Raw genomic sequence first — 19,566 nt, 5'->3', positions numbered from 1 at the left:
TAACCCACGGCGCCGGTCTTCCCGGTGCCGGGGTTTGTTTCCTGTCAGGTGCTCAGTTGTCGTAACCCAGGTTCGGCGCCAGCCAGCGTTCGGTCACGCTCAACTCCTGGCCTTTGCGTGAGGTGTAGCTCTGCACCTGGTCCTTGTCGACCTTGCCCACGGCAAAGTATTGCGCCTGCGGGTGGGCGAAGTACCAGCCGCTGACCGCTGCCGCCGGGAACATGGCGTAGTGCTCGGTGAGGAACACGCCACTGCGGCCGGCGCGCATTTCCTGGGCTTCTGGATCAAGCAGGGCAAACAACTGGGCCTTCTCGGTGTGGTCCGGGCAGGCCGGGTAGCCCGGTGCCGGACGGATACCGGTGTATTGCTCCTTGATCAGCGCTTCGTTATCCAGCGCTTCATCCCTGGCATAGCCCCAGTATTCCTTACGCACTTGCTGGTGCAGCCACTCCGCGCAGGCCTCGGCCAGGCGGTCGGCCAGTGCCTTGACCATGATCGAGTTGTAATCGTCGCCAGCGTCCTGGTAAGCCTTGGCCACTTCTTCGGCACCGATGCCGGCGGTGGTGATGAAACCACCCACGTAGTCGGTCACTTCACTGTCTTTGGGCGCGACGAAGTCGGCCAGGGAGAAGTTCGGCTTGCCGTCGGTCTTGATGATCTGCTGGCGCAGGTGATGCAACTTGGCCATTGGCTTGCCGTCATCGCCATAGAGCTCGATGTCGTCGTCATGCACCTGGTTGGCCGGCCAGAAGCCGAACACCGCGCGTGCGCTGATCAGCTTCTCGTCGATCAATTTACGCAGCATTTCCCTTGCATCGTTGTACAGCGAGGTAGCGGCTTCGCCGACCACTTCGTCCTGGAGGATGCGCGGGAACTTGCCGGCCAGGTCCCAGGAGATGAAGAACGGTGTCCAGTCGATGTATTCGGCCAGAACGTCGAGGTCGATGTTGTCCAGCACCCGCGAGCCGGTGAACGTCGGTTTGACCGGCGTGTAGGAGGCCCAGTCGAATTGCGGCTTCTTGGCGATGGCCGCGCCATAGCTCAGGCGTTCGGTGCGGGCGCTGCGGTTGGACGTGCGCTCGCGAACCTCGATGTAGTCCTGGCGGGTTTTCTCGACGAAACCGGCCTTGAGCTCCTTGGACAGCAACTGCGTCGCCACGCCCACGGCGCGGGAGGCGTCGGTGACGTAGATCACCGCATCGTTGCTGTACTTCGGTTCGATCTTCACCGCCGTGTGCGCCTTGGAGGTGGTGGCGCCACCGATCATCAACGGCAGGTGGAAGTCCTGACGCTGCATCTCACGGGCGACGTGGACCATCTCATCCAGCGACGGCGTGATCAGGCCGGACAGGCCGATGATGTCGCACTTCTGCTCCCTGGCCACCTGGAGGATTTTCTCCGCCGGGACCATCACGCCGAGGTCGACGATGTCATAGCCGTTGCAGCCCAGCACCACGCCAACGATGTTTTTGCCGATGTCGTGCACGTCGCCTTTCACGGTCGCCATCAGGATCTTGCCCTTGGCCTCCGGCTTGTCGCCCTTTTCCAGTTCGATGAACGGGATCAGGTGGGCCACGGCCTGCTTCATCACGCGGGCGGATTTCACCACCTGTGGCAGAAACATTTTGCCGGCGCCGAACAGGTCGCCGACGATGTTCATGCCGGCCATCAACGGGCCTTCGATCACTTCGATCGGGCGGTTGAAGGACAGGCGCGATTCTTCGGTGTCCTCGACGATATGGGTGGTGATGCCCTTGACCAGCGCATGTTCCAGACGCTTGTTGACGTCCCAGTTGCGCCACTCTTCAGTCTCGGCTTCCTTGACGCTGCCGTCGCCCTTGTACTTGTCGGCAATGGCGAGGAGGGCGTCGGTGCCTTCCGGGGTGCGGTTGAGGATCACGTCTTCGACGGCGTCGCGCAGTTCCACCGGGATCTGGTCGTAGATCTCCAGCTGGCCGGCGTTGACGATGCCCATGGTCAGCCCGGCACGGATCGCGTACAGCAGGAACACCGAGTGGATTGCCTCGCGCACCGGGTTGTTGCCGCGGAACGAGAACGACACGTTGGATACGCCACCGGAAGTCAGCGCATACGGCAGTTCGTCACGGATGTAGGCACAGGCGTTGATGAAATCGACGGCGTAGTTGTTGTGCTCCTCGATACCGGTGGCCACGGCGAAGATGTTCGGGTCGAAGATGATGTCCTCCGGCGGGAAGTCCACTTCGTTGACCAGGATGTCGTAGGAGCGTTTGCAGATTTCTTTCTTGCGCGCTTCGGTGTCGGCCTGGCCGGCTTCGTCGAAGGCCATCACTACCACCGCGGCGCCGTAGCGCTTGCACAGTTTGGCGTGGTGAATGAACTGCTCGACGCCTTCTTTCATGCTGATCGAGTTGACGATGCCCTTGCCCTGGATGCACTTGAGGCCGGCTTCGATCACTTCCCACTTGGAGGAGTCGATCATGATCGGTACGCGGGAGATGTCCGGTTCGCCGGCAATCAGATTGAGGAAGGTCACCATGGCCTTCTTCGAATCGAGCATCCCTTCGTCCATGTTGATGTCGATCACCTGGGCGCCGGCCTCGACCTGCTGCAGGGCCACTTCCAGGGCTTCGGTGTAGTTGTCTTCGCGGATCAGGCGGGCGAACTTGGCGGAACCGGTGATGTTGGTGCGTTCGCCGACGTTGACGAACAGCGAGCTGCGATCGATGGTGAAGGGTTCCAGGCCCGAGAGGCGGCAAGCCTTGGGAATGTCCGGAATCTCGCGCGGCGCATAACCGGCCACGGCCTTGGCGATGGCTTCGATGTGGCCCGGCGTGGTGCCACAGCAGCCGCCGACGATGTTGAGGAAGCCGCTTTGGGCGAACTCTTCGATGACCTTGGCGGTTTCCGACGGCAATTCGTCGTACTCGCCGAATTCGTTCGGCAGGCCGGCGTTCGGGTGCGCGGAAACGTGGGTGCCTGCCTTGTTCGACAGCTCTTCGAGGTACGGGCGCAATTCACGGGCGCCGAGGGCGCAGTTCAGGCCGACGGAAATCGGCTTGGCGTGGGCCACGGAGTTCCAGAACGCTTCGGTGGTCTGGCCGGACAGGGTGCGGCCCGAGGCGTCGGTAATGGTGCCGGAAATCATGATTGGCAGTTCGACGCCCAATTCCTCGAACACGCCTTGTACGGCGAAGATCGCGGCCTTGGCGTTCAGGGTGTCGAAAATGGTTTCGATCAGGATCAAGTCAGCGCCGCCTTCGATCAGGCCCCTGGTGGATTCGGTGTAGTTTTCCACCAGCTCATCGAAGGTCACGTTGCGGTAGCCGGGGTTATTCACGTCCGGGGACAACGAGCAGGTGCGGCTGGTCGGACCGAGCACGCCGGCAACGAAGCGCGGCTTGTCCGGGTTCTCGCGGGTTTTCGCATCGGCGACCTTGCGCGCCAGGCGAGCGCCTTCTACGTTCAACTCGTAGGCCAGTTCTTCCATGCCGTAATCGGCCATGGAAATCCGGGTGGCGTTGAAGGTGTTGGTTTCCAGAATGTCGGCGCCGGCGTCCAGGTAGGCTTTTTCAATGCCGCCAATCACGTCCGGGCGAGTCAGCACCAGCAAGTCGTTGTTGCCTTTGACATCGCTCGGCCAGTCAGCGAAGCGTTTGCCACGGTAATCCTGCTCTTCAAGCTTGTAGCTCTGGATCATCGTGCCCATACCGCCATCGAGAATCAGGATGCGCTCTTTGAGGGCGTGCTTGAGAGCTTGAAGGCGAACGCTGCGATCGGACATTTGGACTACTCGGTAAGACCATGACGAAGGGCCGGGATGATAGCAAACCTGTGCGCTTTTAGAGCATGATCCGGTTTTGCATGAATATCGTTCATGTTGGAAGGGATGACAGACCGGTAGAATCGCGGCGTTTTTTCAGGATTCGGGACCAGGGACATGTCGTATCGCTTCGTCATCGGCACATTGCTGCTGTTTTTAAGCTGGGGCGCCGTGGCGCAAAGCCCGGCGATCTCCTCTGCCATTTCCTACAGCCGTGACATTCAACCGATCTTCACTGAAAAGTGCGTGGCCTGCCACGCCTGCAACGACGCCGCCTGTCAGCTCAACTTGGGCAGCGGCGAGGGCGCCGCGCGTGGCGCGACGAAAGTCCCGGTCTACGACGGTGATCGCAGTAAAGCGGTGGCACCGACGCGGATTTTTTATGATGCCTCCGGCAAGCAGGCCTGGCAGCAAAAGGGCTTCTATTCGGTGCTTGACGCCCAAGGCAGCCAGGCTGCATTGATGGCGCGGATGCTGGAACTGGGCCACAAGACCCCATTGCAACCCAACGCGAAGCTGCCGGAAGACATCGTCCTGGGCCTGAACCGGGAAAACATGTGTGCCATGCCCGCAGAGTTCGGCGCTTATGCCGCTGCGCACCCGAAGGAAGGCATGCCGCTGGCCGTGACCGGCCTGACCGACCAGCAGTACCAGACGCTGCAACGCTGGCTGGCGGCAGGCGCGCCGATTGATCAGCAGGCGCTGGCGCCCAGCGCCAAGGAAGCCTTGCAGGTGGTGCAATGGGAAAACCTGCTCAATTCTCCGGGCGCCCGGGAAAGCCTGGTGGGACGGTGGCTGTACGAGCACTGGTTCCTCGCCCATCTCTACTTCAAGGATGGCGAGCCCGGGCATTTCTTCCAGTGGGTGCGTTCGCGCACCCCGACCGGCCAGCCGATCGACCTGATCAACACCCGTCGCCCGAACGACGATCCGGGCACGCAGTTTTACTACCGCCTGTGGCCGGTGCAGGGCGTGATCGTGCACAAGACCCACATCACCTATCCGCTGAGTAATGCGAAGCTGGCGCGGGTCAAGAGCCTGTTCTACAGCGGCAACTGGCAGGTCGATGCATTGCCGGGCTATGGGCCGCAGAGCCGGGCCAACCCGTTTGCCACCTTCGAAGCGATTCCGGCCCAGGCGCGCTATCAGTTCATGCTCGATAACGCCGAGTACTTTGTGCGCACGTTTATCCGTGGGCCGGTGTGCCGTGGCCAGATCGCCACCGACGTGATCCGCGATAATTTCTGGGCGCTGTTCCAGGCCCCCGAGCACGACCTGTATGTCACCGATCCGAACTATCGCGGGCAGGCTACGCCGCTGCTGGCCATGCCGGGGCAGAACGACGATGTCGGCAGCGTCCTCAGCCTGTGGCACGACTACCGCGACAAGCGTAATGAATACGAAGCCTTGCGCCGGGACAGCTACGCCGACCAGCCGGCACCGAGCTGGTCGACCCTGTGGGCCGGCAACGACAATGCGTTGCTGAGTATCTTCCGCCATTTTGACAGTGCTTCGGTGACCAAGGGCCTGATCGGCGAGGTGCCGCAAACGATGTGGCTGTTCGACTATCCGTTGCTGGAGCGCACCTACTATCAACTGGCGGTGAATTTCGATGTATTCGGCAACGTGTCCCACCAGGCCCAGACGCGCCTGTATTTCGACCTGATCCGCAACGGCGCCGAGCAGAATTTCCTGCGCCTGATGCCTGCCGATTCCCGGGATGGCTACCTCGACGACTGGTATCAGAACAGTGGCAAATTCAAGATGTGGCTGGACTACGAGACCATCGACAATGACAAGCCAACGGCACTGAAGCTTGACCCGCAGGATCCCAAGCGCGATTTCGCCCAACAACTGCTGGCCCGTTATGGCGATCTCAATGCCCGGCCCGACCCGATCAACCGTTGCGATGGCGCCTACTGCTCGCGACCGAACATCGATCCGGACCTGCAAAGTGCCGAGCAGGCGTTGAGCCGCCTGACTTCACGCCCGGCGGCGGGGCTCAAAGTCATCGATCAACTGCCGGAGGCGACCCTGCTGCGCATCGAAACCCGCAGCGGCAAACGCGAGGTCTACAGCCTGCTGCGCAACCGTGCCCACAGTAACGTCGCGTTCCTGCTCGGCGAATCGCTGCGCTATCAGCCGGGTCTCGACACCCTGACGGTTTTCCCGGGCGTGCTCAGCAGCTACCCGAACTTCATGTTCAACATCCCGGCCGGGCAAGTGCCGGCGTTTGTGGATGCGATGGAGAACGCCAGGGATACCAGCAGCTTCGAGAAAATCGTCGAACGGTGGGGCATTCGCCGCAGTCATCCGCAATTCTGGGTTTATTTCCATGACCTGAGCCGCTACATCCACGACACCGATCCGGTGGAAGAGGGCGTGCTGGACATGAACCGCTACGAGAATCTCTGAAACACCACTTGATCCCCTGTGGGAGCGGGCTTGCTCGCGAAAGCGTTGTATCAGTCACCATAGCGGTTGCCTGACACGACGTCTTCGCGAGCAAGCCCGCTCCCACAAGGGGAATTGTCGGAATCTTTCCCGACAAAAATACTAGGACTTTGTCCGGCGCGTTGATTGGCGTAAACTGCGCCCAAGCCTGCGAGGAGTTTCCATGACCGCTATTACCATCACTGACGCCGCCCACGATTATCTGGCTGATCTGCTCTCCAAGCAGAACACCCCGGGCATCGGCATCCGCGTCTTCATCACCCAGCCTGGCACCCAGTACGCCGAAACCTGCATTGCCTACTGCAAGCCGGGCGAAGAAAAACCCGAAGACACCGCGCTGGGGCTCAAAAGCTTCACCGCGTACATCGACCACTTCAGCGAAGCTTTCCTGGACGATGCCGTTGTCGACTACGCCACCGACCGCATGGGCGGCCAGCTGACCATCAAGGCACCAAACGCCAAGGTACCGATGGTCAACGCCGACAGCCCGGTCAACGAGCGTATCAACTACTACCTGCAAACCGAGATCAACCCGGGGCTGGCCAGCCACGGTGGTCAGGTCAGCCTGATCGACGTGGTCGAAGACGGCATCGCCGTCCTGCAGTTCGGCGGTGGTTGCCAGGGCTGCGGCCAGGCCGACGTGACGCTGAAGGAAGGCATCGAGCGCACCTTGCTCGAGCGTATTCCCGAGCTCAAGGGCGTTCGCGACGTGACCGACCACACGCAGAAAGAAAACGCCTACTACTAAGGTGTTCGCTGCGAATTGAAAAAACGGCGCCCCGTGAGCGCCGTTTTTTTGGGGTCGAATTCAGTGGCCCCTTCGCTGGCAAGCCCGCTCCCACAAGATTTTGTGTAGGCCGCAATACTGTGACCGACTCGAAACCTGTGGGAGCGGGCTTGCCCGCGAAGGGGACCTATGGCCTGTAGAGATGCGCATGCCCCGCGCGATACAGCGATGACTCGCTGAAGTGGTCGCTGCCCAGCACCCGACCCACCAGAATCAACGCCGTACGGCGAAAGCCCTTGGCTTCAACCTTCCCGGCAATGTCCTCAAGCGTTCCCGTCACCCAATCCTGATCCGGCCAGCTCGCGCGGTGCACCACCGCAATCGGGCAATCGGCGCCGTAATGCGGCAGCAGTTCCTCAACGATCTTCGGCAGGTGACTGACACCCAAATGAATCGCCATGGTCGCGCCGTGCTGCGCCAGGCTGGAAAACTCCTCTCCGGGTGGCATGGCGGTTTTGTCGGCGTAGCGCGTCAGGATCACGCTCTGTGAAATGTCCGGCAGTGTCAGTTCAGCACCCAAAAGCGCTGCACAAGCAGCTGTGGCCGTCACGCCCGGTACGATTTCGAACGCAATGCCCAGCTCACGCAGATAGCGAATCTGCTCGCCAATGGCGCCATACAGGCTTGGATCGCCGGAGTGCACCCGGGCGACGTCCTGACCTTTGCCGTGGGCGGTCCTGATCAGGTCGATGATCTGTTCCAGGTGCAGTTCGGCGCTGTTGACCACCTGTTCGGCACAATGACCTTCCAGCACGGCGGCAGGTACCAGGGAGCCGGCATAAATGATCACCGGGCAGCTGCGAATCAGGCGCTGGCCCTTGACGGTAATCAGTTCGGGGTCGCCGGGACCTGCGCCAATAAAGTAGACGGTCATCGTCGCTTCCTGTGGGAAAAAAAGGGGCTGAACAGGGCTTCAGATGAAGAATGTTCATGATCGATGGCGGGGATTATCGGGGATTTCAGGCGGCGCCGGCCAATGCCAGTGTTGCCTGGGCATATTTTTGTCGTGGAATCAGCAGTTTTGCCGGGGCCTGGGCCAGTTGTTCCGCCAGGGCCAGTGCGGCGCTTTCCGCCACGCCGTAGCAACCGGTGCGTTCAAACGCTATTTGCGATTGATGACTGAGTTGCGCCTCATAAACCGCCAGTTGTTCACTGCTGAAGTACATCAATTCCAGGCCAAGCTGCGTCGCCAACTCGATCAGTGCCGGTTCGTTGCGTTTCAGGTCGATGCTGGCCAGGGCCTTGATTTCATGCAACGGGATTTGATGCGCCGCCAACGCCTGGTCGAGCAGCGCGCGCAACGTGCTGACGGGGCAGCCCCGCTGGCAGCCCAGGCCGACCACCAGGGTCGGCGCTGTGCCGGCATTCGTCATGCGTGGTATTGACCATCGCTTTTGCGACGGAACAACCAGGCGCTGATCAGGCCAAGGGCCAGCCAGAACGCCACGTTGGTCAGTTGCGAAGCGATTTTGAACTGGGCTTCCAGTGCCTCGGGAGCGAGCATCGAATGCACTTCCGGTTGCGGTGCGCCAAGCACATGGGGAACGGCGATGATCGCCGCGCCGAGGACTTTCATCAGCCAGTGACAGCTGAAGACGATCAGGGCGATACCGACGGCGGTGGAGGCGGCAGTACCGACCCACCACAGTTGCCGTTGTGCCAGGTCGGCGGCGGCAGTGCCGGGCAGTTCAGGTGGCAGGCCGAGGGTTGGCGCGAGCACGAACGTCGCATAACCGGCCAGGCCCCAGAGCAGGCCCTGGGAGGTTCTGGTCGGCGCGCGCAAGGTGTACAGGCCGGCCAGCATCAGGGCGAAACCGACAGCCACCACCAGATTGCCGCCGGTGGTCGACAGCACGCGCTGCCAGCCGTCTTCCGGCTCCCAGGCTTCGCTGTCGTGAGTGTGGGCAGCCATCGCACCGTCGGCGTGTTCATGCATTTCAACCGCGGCCGGTTCGGCTTTTTCGTAGGTTTCGGCCTGCAGAATCAGGGGCGCGACCCAGAAGCTTTGCAGCAAGGTCAGCAACAGGGCGGCCAGCAGCCCGGTGAAACCTGCGGTTTGCGCAATACGCTTGATCATATTGGCAGGTCTCAATGGCACGGGAACGCGGAGCTGTGACGGGTATCGTGGGCGGCGTTGTGTACCGCTTCGATGTGCGAGAAACCGGCGAAATACACCAGGCACGCGCCCAGGATCGACGCGCAGACGGCGGCGGCCAGACGTTGAGCCAGGGTAGAAGTGGTGCTGGTAGTGGTGTGGCCGGTGCTGCTGATGATCGACATGGCGTTTCCCTCTGGTCTGTCAGCGGGGAATGAGAGCGCATGCAAAAACCTGCACGGGCAGGCCGCGCAGCGTTTCAAACAGCGCCCGCCCACCGCGGGTTTGTTGTTTCAGTGATCGTTCTGGTCACTTTGTGTTGCGGGCCGGTCTCCGGGCTCACGAGGGGCACAGGCATCGCCTGATCCTGCAAGCATCACCTTCCCATGCCGTGATGGCACAGTGGATCTGATGCTTCGCTCGCTTACCGTTGCGGGGGCAGCACCGGACTGACATGGCTTTGAAGTAAAGCACATGATTCACCGGTTTCCCGTTTCACCCTGTGAAGGGCACCCGTAACAAGGCGTGTAGGAGAGCATGGGCAGGGGTTGGACGTCAATTGGCGGGGGTCGCACTTGAATATCGAGTCGCGCGCCTTCGCGAGCAAGCCCGCTCCCACACTTGACCCTTTTCCCCTGAAAGAACCCGATCAAATGTGGGAGCGGGCTTGCTCGCGAAGGGCACGCCGCAGAAGTCACGTGAACATTGACCCGCCCCAATACCATGCGTAGCCTTGCGCTTTCGAGGTTCTTCGGCGTTTGTCGAAGCTAAGAAGGGAACGCGGTCGATGCCGCGGCTGCCCCCGCAACTGTGAACGGTGATGTTCGTTGCCACGCCACTGCTGGCTCAATCCATGAGACCGGCGGGAAGGCGCAGCGAATGCCAGGCTCAAGGCCGGCACACCGTCAGCCAGGAGACCTGCCTCGACACAGATTCTCACTTTCAACCGGGCGGGGTGATCCGGTGGCGAACTCTTCAGGCATGCGCGTGCGCGCTGCCGGTCGTCGTCCCGTATGCCCGCCACCTTAGCCATAGGGCATCCGATGAAAACACTGGCCAAACTCCCTGTCACCATCGTTACCGGCTTTCTCGGCTCGGGTAAAACCACGCTGCTGCGGCACATGCTCGACAACGCCCAGGGGCGCCGCATCGCGGTGATCGTCAACGAATTCGGTGAATTGGGCATTGATGGCGAAATCCTCAAGCAGTGCTCGATCGGTTGCACCGAAGAGGAAGCCAACGGCCGTGTCTATGAGCTGGCCAATGGCTGCCTGTGCTGCACCGTCCAGGAAGAATTCTTCCCGGTGATGCGTGAACTGGTGGCCCGTCGCGGCGATCTCGACCACATCCTCATCGAAACCTCCGGCCTGGCCCTGCCAAAGCCTTTGGTGCAAGCCTTCCAGTGGCCGGAAATCCGCAGCGCCTGCACCGTTGACGCAGTGATCACCATGGTCGACAGCCCGGCCGTGGCCGCTGGCACCTTCGCCGCGTTCCCGGACCAGGTCGATGCCCAGCGCAAGCTCGACCCGAACCTGGACCACGAATCGCCGCTGCACGAACTGTTCGCCGACCAACTGGCCAGCGCCGACCTGGTGATCCTCAACAAGACCGACCTGATCGCCCCGGCAGACCTGGCCCGCGTGCGCCTGGAAGTCGCCGAAGAATTGCCGCCAGCGGTGAAAATCGTCGAAGCCAGCAGCGGCCGCCTGCCATTGGACGTGCTGATCGGCCTGGGTGCCGGCTCCGAAGAACACATCGACAGCCGCCACAGCCACCACGACCATCACCACGATGGCGACGACGATCATGATGACCACGATCACGACGCCTTCGATTCGATCTCCATCGAACTGCCGCAAGCCGACGAAAGCCTGCTGATGGATGCGCTGACCCAACTGGTGGTCCAGCACGGCATCCTGCGCGTCAAAGGTTTCGCCGCCGTGCCGAACAAACCGATGCGCCTGCTGATCCAGGGCGTGGGCACGCGTTTCGACAAGCACTTCGACCGCCAGTGGGGCGCAGAAGAAGTGCGCAACACCCGCCTGGTGCTGATCGGCCAGGAACTGGACGCCGCCGTGCTCGAAGCGCAACTGCGCGCCGCGCTCAGCGTGTAAGCCATGCACCTGCTCAGGACCCAGCCCGGCGGTTTCGTGTCGGACGACAACATCGCCGACCTTGGACAAACCCCCGCCGAGCTGGTGGTTCTGTGCAGCGGCGATTCCAGCCTGGCGCTGCTCGCCGAAGCGGCGCAACAGCTGCCTGACGATTACCCGAGCGTGCGCCTGGCCAACCCGATGCAGGTGCAGAACCATGCTTCTGTCGATTTGTACGTCGACGAAGTCCTGCGTCACGCCAAGGTGATCCTGATTTCACTGCACGGTGGCATCGCCTATTGGCGTTACGGCATCGAGCGTCTGGTCGAGCTGTCGCAGCGTGGCGTGCAGGTCATTCTGGTACCGGGCGATGATCGCCCGGACCCGGAACTCAGCGATCTGAGCACCGTCGGCGCCGAGGATCGCGACCGGCTCTGGCAGTTCCTGCGTCAGGGCGGCATGGGCAACGCCCTGGATTTCTTCCGCTGCCTCGCCAACCGCTGGCTGGCGCGTGACTACACCTGGGGCGAACCGCAAACCCTGCCACGCACGGCGATTTACCATCCACATAAACACTCTGCCGCACTGAGTGACTGGCAGGCCGACTGGCATGCCGCTCAACCCGTGGCGGCGGTGCTGTTTTACCGTTCGCATTTGCAGGCGGCGAACACCGCTTTCATTGATGTTTTTTGCCAGCGATTGCGGGCGGCGGGGTTGAATCCGTTGCCGATTGCGCTGGCGAGCCTGAAAGAGCCCGGCTGCCTTTGCGTGGTCGAGGACTGGCTCGACGAGGCCTGCGCCTCGGTGATTCTGAACACCACCGGCTTCGCCCAGTCCAGCCCGGAAGCACCGCATCTGCGGCCGTTCCGCCGCAATATCCCGGTGATCCAGGCGATTTGCGCCCAGGACAACGAACCGGGTTGGCGCGCCAGCGAACAGGGGCTTGGCCCCCGCGACCTGGCCATGCACATTGCCTTGCCGGAACTGGACGGGCGCATCATCAGCCGCCCGATCAGTTTCAAGGACCTGGCGTGGCGCAGTGAGCGCAGCCAGTCGGATGTGGTCTGCTACCGGCCACAGCCGGAACGCATGGACTTCGTTGCCGAACTGGCGCGGCGCTGGGTCGATCTGGCGCGGGTGCCGAATGCCGGGAAGCGCATTGCCCTGATTCTCGCCAATTACCCGACCCGCGACGGTCGCATCGGCAATGGCGTGGGCCTCGACACCCCGGCCGCTGCGCTGAATATCCTGCGTGAGCTGCATAAAGAAGGTTATCCGCTACCCGGCGAACTGCCGGAAAGCGGAACCGCACTGATCCAGCAATTGCTCGGCGGCGTCAGCAACGACCTGGACACCCTTGACCAGCGTCCATGTCAGCAAAGCCTGGCCATGGACGACTACCTGACGATGTTCAACGCACTGCCCGAAGCCAACCGCGCGGCGGTCCAGGAACGTTGGGGCGCGCCGGAAAAAGACCCGATGTGTCGCAGTGGGCGAATGATGATCGCCGGCCTGCGCTTTGGCCTGACCTTCGTCGGCATTCAACCGGCGCGGGGTTATCAGGTCGACCCGAGCGCGGTGTACCACGACCCGGACCTGGTACCGCCCCACGGTTACCTGGCGTTCTACTTCTGGCTGCGCAACACCTATGGCGCCCACGGCGTGATCCACGTCGGCAAACACGGCAACCTCGAATGGCTGCCGGGCAAAGGTGTCGGGCTCTCGGACAACTGCTGGCCGGATGCGCTACTCGGGCCGCTGCCGAACATCTATCCGTTCATCGTCAACGACCCGGGCGAAGGTGCCCAGGCCAAGCGGCGGACCCAGGCGGTCATCATCGATCACCTGATGCCACCGCTGACCCGCGCCGAAACCTACGGCCCGCTGCGCAACCTCGAACTGTTGGCGGACGAGTATTACGAAGCCCAGCTGCTCGATCCGCGCCGAGCCCGAGAGCTGCAGCGCGACATCCTGCAACTGGTGCGCGATACGCACATCGACCGTGAACTGCAACTGGACGAACAACTCGACAGCGATGCCGACGCAGCGATCTGGTTGCCGCGCCTGGACACGTACCTGTGCGACTTGAAAGAGTCGCAGATCCGCGACGGCCTGCATGTTTTCGGCGAATCGCCCACTGGCCGCCTGCGTATCGACACCTTGCTGGCGTTGTTGCGCATTCCAAGGGGCGATGGCCGTGGGGCGCAGTCGAGCCTGCTGCGAGCGTTAGCCAAGGCTTTCGAGCTGGAATTCGATCCGCTCGATTGTGCGCTGGCCGAACCGTGGACCGGGCCGCGTCCCGAACCACTTTTGCTTATCAGCGACGAAGCCTGGCGTACGGCGGGGGATACCCGCGAACGTCTGGAACTGTTCGCCGCGCAGTTGATTTCGGACACGTTGAGCGGCCCCTGTGGGAGCGGGCTTGCTCGCGAATGCGGTGAATCAATCGACATACATGTTGAAGGATCCACCGATTCGCGAGCAAGCCCGCTCCCACAAGGGGCCGGTTGGGCTGAGGTGAGTGTCATTCTCGACAGCCTGCGCGAAGTCGTCGCCCCGCGTCTGGACGCCTGCGGCCCGGCGGAAATGCGCGGTTTGCTCGATGCCCTGAGCGGTCGCTTCGTTCCGGCCGGCCCCAGCGGTGCGCCGAGTCGCGGTCGTCTGGACGTGCTGCCCACCGGGCGCAACTTTTACTCGGTGGACGTGCGCAACCTGCCGACCACCACGGCCTGGCGCATCGGTTTCCAGTCGGCCAACCTGATTCTCGAACGGCATCTGCAAGACCACGGCGATCATTTGCGCCAGCTCGGCCTGTCGGTATGGGGCACCGCGACCATGCGCACTGGTGGCGATGACATCGCCCAGGCGATGGCGCTGATGGGGGTACGTCCGGTCTGGGCGACCGGCAGTCAGCGGGTCGATGATTTCGAAATTCTGCCGTTAAGCTTGCTTGATCGTCCGCGGGTGGATGTGACCTTGCGTGTGTCCGGTTTCTTCCGCGATGCCTTTGCCAACCTGATTCGCTTGTTCGACGCGGCGGTGCAAGCGGTCGCCGACCTGGAGGAGCCGGACGACCTCAACCCGTTGGCGGCCAAGGTGCGCGCCGAGCGTGCAGCGTTGTTGCAGGCAGGTCTCGATGAAGACGCGGCGCGACGTCAGGCCGGCTGGCGGATTTTCGGGGCCAAACCCGGTGCCTACGGCGCAGGCGTGCAAGGCGCCATCGACGGCCGTCTGTGGCAAACCCGCGAGGACCTGGCCGAGGTTTACCTCAACTGGGGTGGCTACGCATACGGCGGTGCTGACGAGGGCACCGCCGCTCGAGAACAGTTCACCCAGCGCCTGAGCCAGGTACAGGCGGTGCTGCAAAACCAGGATAACCGCGAGCACGACCTGCTCGACTCCAACGACTACTACCAGTTCCAGGGTGGCATGCTGGCGGCGGTGGAAAGCCTGAGGGGCGAAGCGGCGGCCAGTTATCATGGCGATCACAGCCAGCCGGACCTGCCGAAGATTCGCACCCTTAAGGAAGAACTGAACCGGGTGATCCGCTCCCGGGCGGCCAATCCGAAATGGCTCGAAGGCGTTAAACGCCACGGCTACAAAGGTGCGTTCGAAATGGCCGCGACAGTCGACAACCTGTTCGCCTTCGATGCCACCACACAGTTGATCGACGATCACCAGTACGCGTTGCTGGCCGATGCCTATTTGCTCGACCCGGACACACGGGATTTTGTTCGCGAGCACAATCCCCATGCCTTGCGCGACATGACCGAACGCATGCTCGAGGCCCAGCAGCGCGGCATGTGGAAAGACCCGGGCGAGTACCGCGAGGCGCTGGAGAATCTGTTGCTCGACATAGAAGAAGACAGCTGATGCACCACCAACCCTGTGGGAGCGGGCTTGCCCGCGAAGGCGTCAACACAGTCGACATTGATGTCGACTGTCAGGCCGCCATCGCGAGCAAGCTCGCTCCCACAGGAATTGGAGCGCCTGTGAGATCACCGACCATGACCGAGATAAAACAATGACCGACACCCTGCATTTCCCCCTCTCCGCCGTGGTCGGCGCCGACGATTTGAAGCTGGCCCTGTGCCTGACCGCCATCGACCCGAAAATCGGCGGTGTGCTGATCGAAGGCCCGCGGGGCATGGCCAAGTCGACACTGGCCCGCGGTCTGGCGGACCTGCTGACCAGCGGTCAGTTCGTCACCTTGCCATTGGGTGCCACCGAGGAGCGTCTGGTCGGTACCCTCGATCTTGACGTGGCGCTGGGCGAAGGTCGCGCGCAGTTTTCGCCCGGCGTACTGGCCAGGGCTGACGGTGGCGTGCTCTACGTCGACGAGGTCAATCTGTTGCCTGATCACCTCGTGGATCTGCTGCTCGATGTGGCCGCCAGCGGTACCAATCTGGTCGAGCGTGACGGCATTTCCCATAGGCATTCGGCGAAGTTCGTGCTGATTGGCACCATGAACCCGGAGGAGGGCGAGCTGCGTCCGCAACTGCTCGACCGCTTCGGCCTGAATGTCGCCCTCGGTGGCCACACCGCGCCGGCCGAACGAAGCCAGATCATTCGCCGTCGCCTGGATTTCGACAGCGATCCGCAGGGTTTCTGCGCCGAATGGGAATCGGCGCAGGCGTCTCTGCGCGAGCGTTGCCAGAACGCACGCAACGCCCTGGCAAGCATTCCCCTCGATGATCAGGCACTGGCATGCATCACCGAACGTTGCTTTGCCGCCAGCGTCGACGGTATGCGCGCCGATCTGGTCTGGCTGCGTGCCGCACGGGCGCACGCCGCCTGGCGCGGGGCAAACGCCATTGCCGAGGAAGATATCGACGCAGTCGCCGAGTTCGCCTTGCGCCATCGTCGTGGCGAGCATTCACCTGCGGCGCCTCAGCCATCCCACGCTGCGCAACCCAGCGCGCCGCAGAACGCCAACCCGAGCGCAGGGCAGGGCCAGTGGGGCGAATTGCCCGCCCAGCCGCTGGCGGTTGGCGCCCGACGTGAAGTGCCGGCCTGGCCAAAAAAGCCCTAGGCATTCGCCCTCGCTCCGTCATGGGGGCGAATGCCAGACCCCGAGCCGGACGGCTGGACCACGGCAAACTGGGCAAGCGTCATGCAGCCCGCAGTGGCTCGGTCAACTGGCCCGGCACATTGCTCAATGGCCGGCCGCGCCAGCGTGACGACCTGTTGTTTCACCTGCGTACTCGCTCGCCCCATGAGCTGTGGCTGGTGATCGTCGATGCCTCCGCATCGACCCGCCGTCATCAGGCATTGAGCGACGCCAAGGGTTTGCTGGCGCAGTTGTTCGACGATGCCTATCGCCAGCGTGCTCGCCTGGCCCTGCTCACGGCCAGCGGTTCTGCACCCAAGTGGCAGGTGCAGGGATTGAAGGCTTCCACGGGGTTGCGCCATTGGCTCGATGGCCTTGGCGCGGGTGGCGGCACGCCGTTGCTGGCGGCATTGAGTGAAGCGGGGCAATGGCTTGCTGCACGGCAAAAGCGCTTTCCGGCCGAGCGGCAGCGGTTGTTGCTGGTGACCGATGGCCGGCTGAAGGACTGGCCGCTGCTGCCGACGCTGGAATGTCCGGGGCTGTTGATCGACATCGAGCGCGGGCCGATCCGGCTTGGGCGCAGCAAGTTGCTGGCCGCGCAGTTGCAATCGGAATACCGGCATATCGACGAGCTGCTGCCTGTCTGAGTTCCGGGTTGTTCATGCCGCCGCCTTCGCGGGCAAGCCCGCTCCCACAGTGGTTGGTGTTGTACACAAATTTTGTGTTTAACACTGAAACCTGTGGGAGCGGGCTTGCTCGCGAAAGCGGTGGGTCAGTCAACATCAATTCCGGATTACTTGCCCATCGCCTGCCGGTACTGCCGGGTCCGCTTGCCAATGTACAGCCGGTCGACAATCAACGCCCATAGTGCCGAGACTTCAGGTCGGGTTTTGCGCCCACGGCTCAAGCGATGCAGCTGGAACTTGACCACGGCCATGCTCGCCAGCGCCGCCAGGGGTTTGCGTTTCCAGCGGATCGGCGGCAGTTGCGGATGGCTGTCCTGGCCTTCACGCCAGAGCTTGACCAATTGCGGTTCCACGGCCAGGGCGGTACCGATGCCGGCCATGGCCAGGCCGCTGTCGAGGACCTGCTCGACGATTGCCAGGCGCCGGATCCCGCCGGTCACCATCACCGGCATCCGCGCCACGCTGGCCAGTTCAGCGGCCATTTCCAGAAAGTACGCCTCCCGCGCCAGGGTCCGGCCGTCGCGGGCTTCGCCTTGCATGGCCGGTGCTTCGTAACTGCCACCGGAGAGTTCCAACAGGTCGATCGGTCGTTCGTTAAGCCACTGGATCACTTGCCGAGCATCATCGGCATCGAAACCACCGCGCTGGAAATCCGCTGAGTTGAGCTTTACCGACACACAAAATTGCGGCGACACCGCCTGGCGAACGGCCTCGACGACGGACAACAGCAGGCGCGCACGATTTTCCAGCGAACCGCCCCACTGATCGGTGCGCCGATTGGTGAGCGGCGAAAGGAACTGGCTGATCAGGTAGCCGTGGGCGGCGTGGATCTGCACACCGGTAAAACCGGCTTTCTCCGCCAGTGCGGCGCTGGTGGCGAAGCGTCGGATCACCTCCTGGATGTCGTCCTCGCTCATGGGCCTGGGTTCGGCGAACATCTTCGAGAACTGACCGAGATCCAGTGCCACCGCCGACGGCGCCAAGGCTTGCTGGCCAAGGTTGGCCATGGTCTGGCGACCAGGGTGGTTGAGCTGCACCCAGAAGTGCGCACCACCGGCCCGGCCGACACTGGCCCACTGGCGAAAGCGTTCCAGGTGACGCTCGTCTTCCAGCGCTACACCACCGGGGCCGGTCATGGCGCGGCGGTCGATCATCACATTGCCGGTCAGCAACAAGCCGGCTTCGCCTTCGGCCCAGGCCTGGTACAGGCGAAACAGTGCCTGGTCGGGTACTTGATCGGTGTTGGCCAGGTTCTCTTCCATCGCGGCTTTGGCAATGCGATTACCGATGGTCTGGCCGTTGGGCAAATTCAAGGTCTGGAAGGGCGACATGCTTGACTCCTCATAGTGATGAGTAGAGGATAAGCTTAAAGTTAACTTTAATGTCAAGCGGGTAAATGAGTTCTCTATGAAGATTGGTGAATTGGCGCAGTTGAGCGGGTTGACCGCATCGCGCATCCGTTTTTACGAATCTCAGGGATTGATCCGGCAGGTCGAACGTTCGGCCAACGGCTATCGACGTTACTCGCAAGAGGCGTTGCAAACCCTGCAAATCATCCAGTGTGCGCAACAGGCCGGTTTCAGCCTGGAAGAACTCAAGCAGTTACTGCCGGATAGTCTGACGGGGGCGTTCAAGCACGATGAGTTGATGGCCGGCCTGCATCGCAAGATCGGGCAGATCGAAGAGATGCAACGCCACCTGGCGCACAGCAAGGCGCAATTGCTGGGGTGGATCGACACCATTAAGGACAAACCGGATGGTATGTCCTGTGATGAAAATGCCGAGCGGGTGATGACATCATTCAAGCACTAGGTCAGGTCAGTGTTAAGGTTGACCTGGAAGAACAGTCTGCTTGACCGGGTAGGCAAATGAGTCGTCGTTTCGATTGGTTGCGTACGCTGTTAGTTCGTCCCCTGGCTTTGCCGGAGCTGGAACGTATGTAAAAAAGTTGATAATTCGGTCTGCCTTCCAATAAATACGGTTCATACCCATTTGGTATGGAAGTAGCGACGCTCCGCCGTATAACTCGGGCGACGGAATTTTGAGAATAGTGGTGATGGATGTTTTTATCGGAAAAAAGATTGCGCCCGGGTAGGTACCACATAGCGGATAGTCTGGAGTGCCAGGAGAACATGTCGAGGGCGGCTCCTGGCCAATGACCAGTTTGGTAGGCGGTGAGCTGATACCAGTTACATACACCGAAAATGAAATGCCCTTGCCTGGCAGGTCTAGCAGATTCAATTGAGTCATCGTGAAGTTACGGTCAGAGCCTGTGGTTGCCTGCTTCAAGATGACCCCGTCGCTGGTTAACGCCGTTACCAGGAACGGGCCTGTTGCTGTGGTCCCAACGATAGTCCCGGAGATGGATGTGTCACTTTTAGAAAGCGGTGTCGTGATGCAAACTTCCGGGCCATTCTGGCCAATGAGTTTTTTGTTGACCAGGTCGCTGCACTCTTCGCGGACCGTTGAAGCAGTCGCGTCCTGATAAACGTTGCAACCGATTAAACCCATTCCCAGTGTCGCGCAAAAAAGTAAAGTTTTGGCCGTATACATGTTCGATTCCCTTTGCTGTAGATAGTCAAATACGGCGCCATTATTT

At 61.8% G+C, this 19,566-nt stretch carries 14 protein-coding genes and 2 riboswitches; of the genes, 7 read left to right on the top strand and 7 right to left on the bottom strand.

Going from position 1 to position 19,566, the window contains the following annotated elements; genetic code table 11:
* Window positions 1-52: 52 nt before the first annotated feature.
* Entirely contained in the window at window positions 53-3,763 is a 3,711-nt protein-coding gene (gene metH, locus ACLD1X_RS21445; RefSeq protein ID WP_429371047.1) for a methionine synthase, read from the bottom strand.
* A gap of 156 nt (window positions 3,764-3,919) precedes the next feature.
* Here metH and ACLD1X_RS21440 point away from each other — a divergent pair, with 156 nt between their 5' ends.
* Both ACLD1X_RS21440 and nfuA read left to right on the top strand, forming a co-directional pair.
* Window positions 3,920-6,217, top strand: a complete 2,298-nt coding sequence (locus ACLD1X_RS21440; protein WP_429371045.1) for a fatty acid cis/trans isomerase — start codon at window positions 3,920-3,922, stop codon at window positions 6,215-6,217.
* A 202-nt stretch (window positions 6,218-6,419) separates the two neighbouring features.
* Complete coding sequence (gene nfuA / locus ACLD1X_RS21435) at window positions 6,420-7,004, top strand: Fe-S biogenesis protein NfuA (RefSeq protein ID WP_007912592.1); 585 nt, start codon at window positions 6,420-6,422, stop codon at window positions 7,002-7,004.
* A gap of 166 nt (window positions 7,005-7,170) precedes the next feature.
* Here the strand turns inward: nfuA and cobM are convergent, their stop codons facing one another.
* The 4 genes from cobM to ACLD1X_RS21415 form a co-directional block, all read right to left on the bottom strand.
* Window positions 7,171-7,917, bottom strand: a complete 747-nt coding sequence (gene cobM / locus ACLD1X_RS21430) for a precorrin-4 C(11)-methyltransferase (protein WP_429371042.1) — start codon at window positions 7,915-7,917, stop codon at window positions 7,171-7,173.
* A gap of 85 nt (window positions 7,918-8,002) precedes the next feature.
* Complete coding sequence (locus tag ACLD1X_RS21425; RefSeq protein ID WP_429371040.1) at window positions 8,003-8,416, bottom strand: cobalamin biosynthesis protein; 414 nt, start codon at window positions 8,414-8,416, stop codon at window positions 8,003-8,005.
* A complete protein-coding gene (locus tag ACLD1X_RS21420; protein ID WP_429371038.1) occupies window positions 8,413-9,120 on the bottom strand; it encodes a CbtA family protein in 708 nt (235 codons plus the stop codon). Before ACLD1X_RS21420 ends, ACLD1X_RS21425 begins: the two co-directional genes overlap by 4 nt.
* Window positions 9,121-9,131: 11 nt before the next feature.
* Window positions 9,132-9,323, bottom strand: a complete 192-nt coding sequence (locus tag ACLD1X_RS21415) for a CbtB domain-containing protein (protein WP_429371036.1) — start codon at window positions 9,321-9,323, stop codon at window positions 9,132-9,134.
* Window positions 9,324-9,445: 122 nt separating this feature from the next.
* Window positions 9,446-9,670: riboswitch (cobalamin riboswitch) on the bottom strand.
* 195 nt (window positions 9,671-9,865) lie between these two features.
* Window positions 9,866-10,078, top strand: a riboswitch (cobalamin riboswitch).
* 103 nt (window positions 10,079-10,181) lie between these two features.
* Here ACLD1X_RS21415 and cobW point away from each other — a divergent pair.
* The 4 genes from cobW (at window position 10,182) to ACLD1X_RS21395 (ending at window position 16,928) form a co-directional block, all read left to right on the top strand.
* The gene (cobW, locus tag ACLD1X_RS21410; protein ID WP_429371034.1) at window positions 10,182-11,252 is read left to right on the top strand and encodes a cobalamin biosynthesis protein CobW; all 1,071 of its coding nucleotides are present in this window, start codon (window positions 10,182-10,184) and stop codon (window positions 11,250-11,252) included.
* Window positions 11,253-11,255: 3 nt separating this feature from the next.
* A complete protein-coding gene (gene cobN, locus ACLD1X_RS21405) occupies window positions 11,256-15,104 on the top strand; it encodes a cobaltochelatase subunit CobN (RefSeq protein WP_429371032.1) in 3,849 nt (1,282 codons plus the stop codon).
* 151 nt (window positions 15,105-15,255) lie between these two features.
* On the top strand, window positions 15,256-16,263 hold the full coding sequence (locus ACLD1X_RS21400; RefSeq protein WP_429371030.1) for an ATP-binding protein: 1,008 nt from the start codon (window positions 15,256-15,258) through the stop codon (window positions 16,261-16,263).
* Window positions 16,264-16,382: 119 nt separating this feature from the next.
* Entirely contained in the window at window positions 16,383-16,928 is a 546-nt protein-coding gene (locus ACLD1X_RS21395; RefSeq protein ID WP_429371142.1) for a vWA domain-containing protein, read from the top strand.
* Between the two features lie 146 nt (window positions 16,929-17,074).
* On the opposite strand, the gene ACLD1X_RS21390 is transcribed toward ACLD1X_RS21395, so the two are convergent.
* Window positions 17,075-18,298, bottom strand: a complete 1,224-nt coding sequence (locus ACLD1X_RS21390) for an NADH:flavin oxidoreductase/NADH oxidase family protein (protein ID WP_429371028.1) — start codon at window positions 18,296-18,298, stop codon at window positions 17,075-17,077.
* Between the two features lie 76 nt (window positions 18,299-18,374).
* Here ACLD1X_RS21390 and ACLD1X_RS21385 point away from each other — a divergent pair, with 76 nt between their 5' ends.
* On the top strand, window positions 18,375-18,779 hold the full coding sequence (locus ACLD1X_RS21385; RefSeq protein WP_429371026.1) for a MerR family transcriptional regulator: 405 nt from the start codon (window positions 18,375-18,377) through the stop codon (window positions 18,777-18,779).
* Window positions 18,780-18,791: 12 nt separating this feature from the next.
* Here the strand turns inward: ACLD1X_RS21385 and ACLD1X_RS21380 are convergent, their stop codons facing one another.
* Window positions 18,792-19,520 (bottom strand): hypothetical protein, encoded by a 729-nt coding sequence (locus ACLD1X_RS21380; protein ID WP_429371024.1) that lies wholly within the window; start codon window positions 19,518-19,520, stop codon window positions 18,792-18,794.
* Between the last annotated feature and the right edge of the window lie 46 nt (window positions 19,521-19,566).

The organism is Pseudomonas sp. 18173, assembly GCF_050432945.1.
In the GTDB taxonomy this organism is placed as follows: Bacteria; Pseudomonadota; Gammaproteobacteria; order Pseudomonadales; family Pseudomonadaceae; genus Aquipseudomonas.
This window is presented reverse-complemented; position numbering and strand designations above follow the sequence as displayed.

Excerpts from the sequence above, each read along its gene's own strand:
- metH (WP_429371047.1), bottom strand. The coding sequence starts at position 3,763 with ATGTCCGATCGCAGCGTTCGCCTTCAAGCTCTCAAGCACGCCCTCAAA.
- ACLD1X_RS21440 (WP_429371045.1), top strand. The coding sequence starts at position 3,920 with ATGTCGTATCGCTTCGTCATCGGCACATTGCTGCTGTTTTTAAGCTGG.
- nfuA (WP_007912592.1), top strand. The coding sequence starts at position 6,420 with ATGACCGCTATTACCATCACTGACGCCGCCCACGATTATCTGGCTGAT.
- cobM (WP_429371042.1), bottom strand. The coding sequence starts at position 7,917 with ATGACCGTCTACTTTATTGGCGCAGGTCCCGGCGACCCCGAACTGATT.
- ACLD1X_RS21425 (WP_429371040.1), bottom strand. The coding sequence starts at position 8,416 with ATGACGAATGCCGGCACAGCGCCGACCCTGGTGGTCGGCCTGGGCTGC.
- ACLD1X_RS21420 (WP_429371038.1), bottom strand. The coding sequence starts at position 9,120 with ATGATCAAGCGTATTGCGCAAACCGCAGGTTTCACCGGGCTGCTGGCC.
- ACLD1X_RS21415 (WP_429371036.1), bottom strand. The coding sequence starts at position 9,323 with ATGTCGATCATCAGCAGCACCGGCCACACCACTACCAGCACCACTTCT.
- cobW (WP_429371034.1), top strand. The coding sequence starts at position 10,182 with ATGAAAACACTGGCCAAACTCCCTGTCACCATCGTTACCGGCTTTCTC.
- cobN (WP_429371032.1), top strand. The coding sequence starts at position 11,256 with ATGCACCTGCTCAGGACCCAGCCCGGCGGTTTCGTGTCGGACGACAAC.
- ACLD1X_RS21400 (WP_429371030.1), top strand. The coding sequence starts at position 15,256 with ATGACCGACACCCTGCATTTCCCCCTCTCCGCCGTGGTCGGCGCCGAC.
- ACLD1X_RS21390 (WP_429371028.1), bottom strand. The coding sequence starts at position 18,298 with ATGTCGCCCTTCCAGACCTTGAATTTGCCCAACGGCCAGACCATCGGT.
- ACLD1X_RS21385 (WP_429371026.1), top strand. The coding sequence starts at position 18,375 with ATGAAGATTGGTGAATTGGCGCAGTTGAGCGGGTTGACCGCATCGCGC.
- ACLD1X_RS21380 (WP_429371024.1), bottom strand. The coding sequence starts at position 19,520 with ATGTATACGGCCAAAACTTTACTTTTTTGCGCGACACTGGGAATGGGT.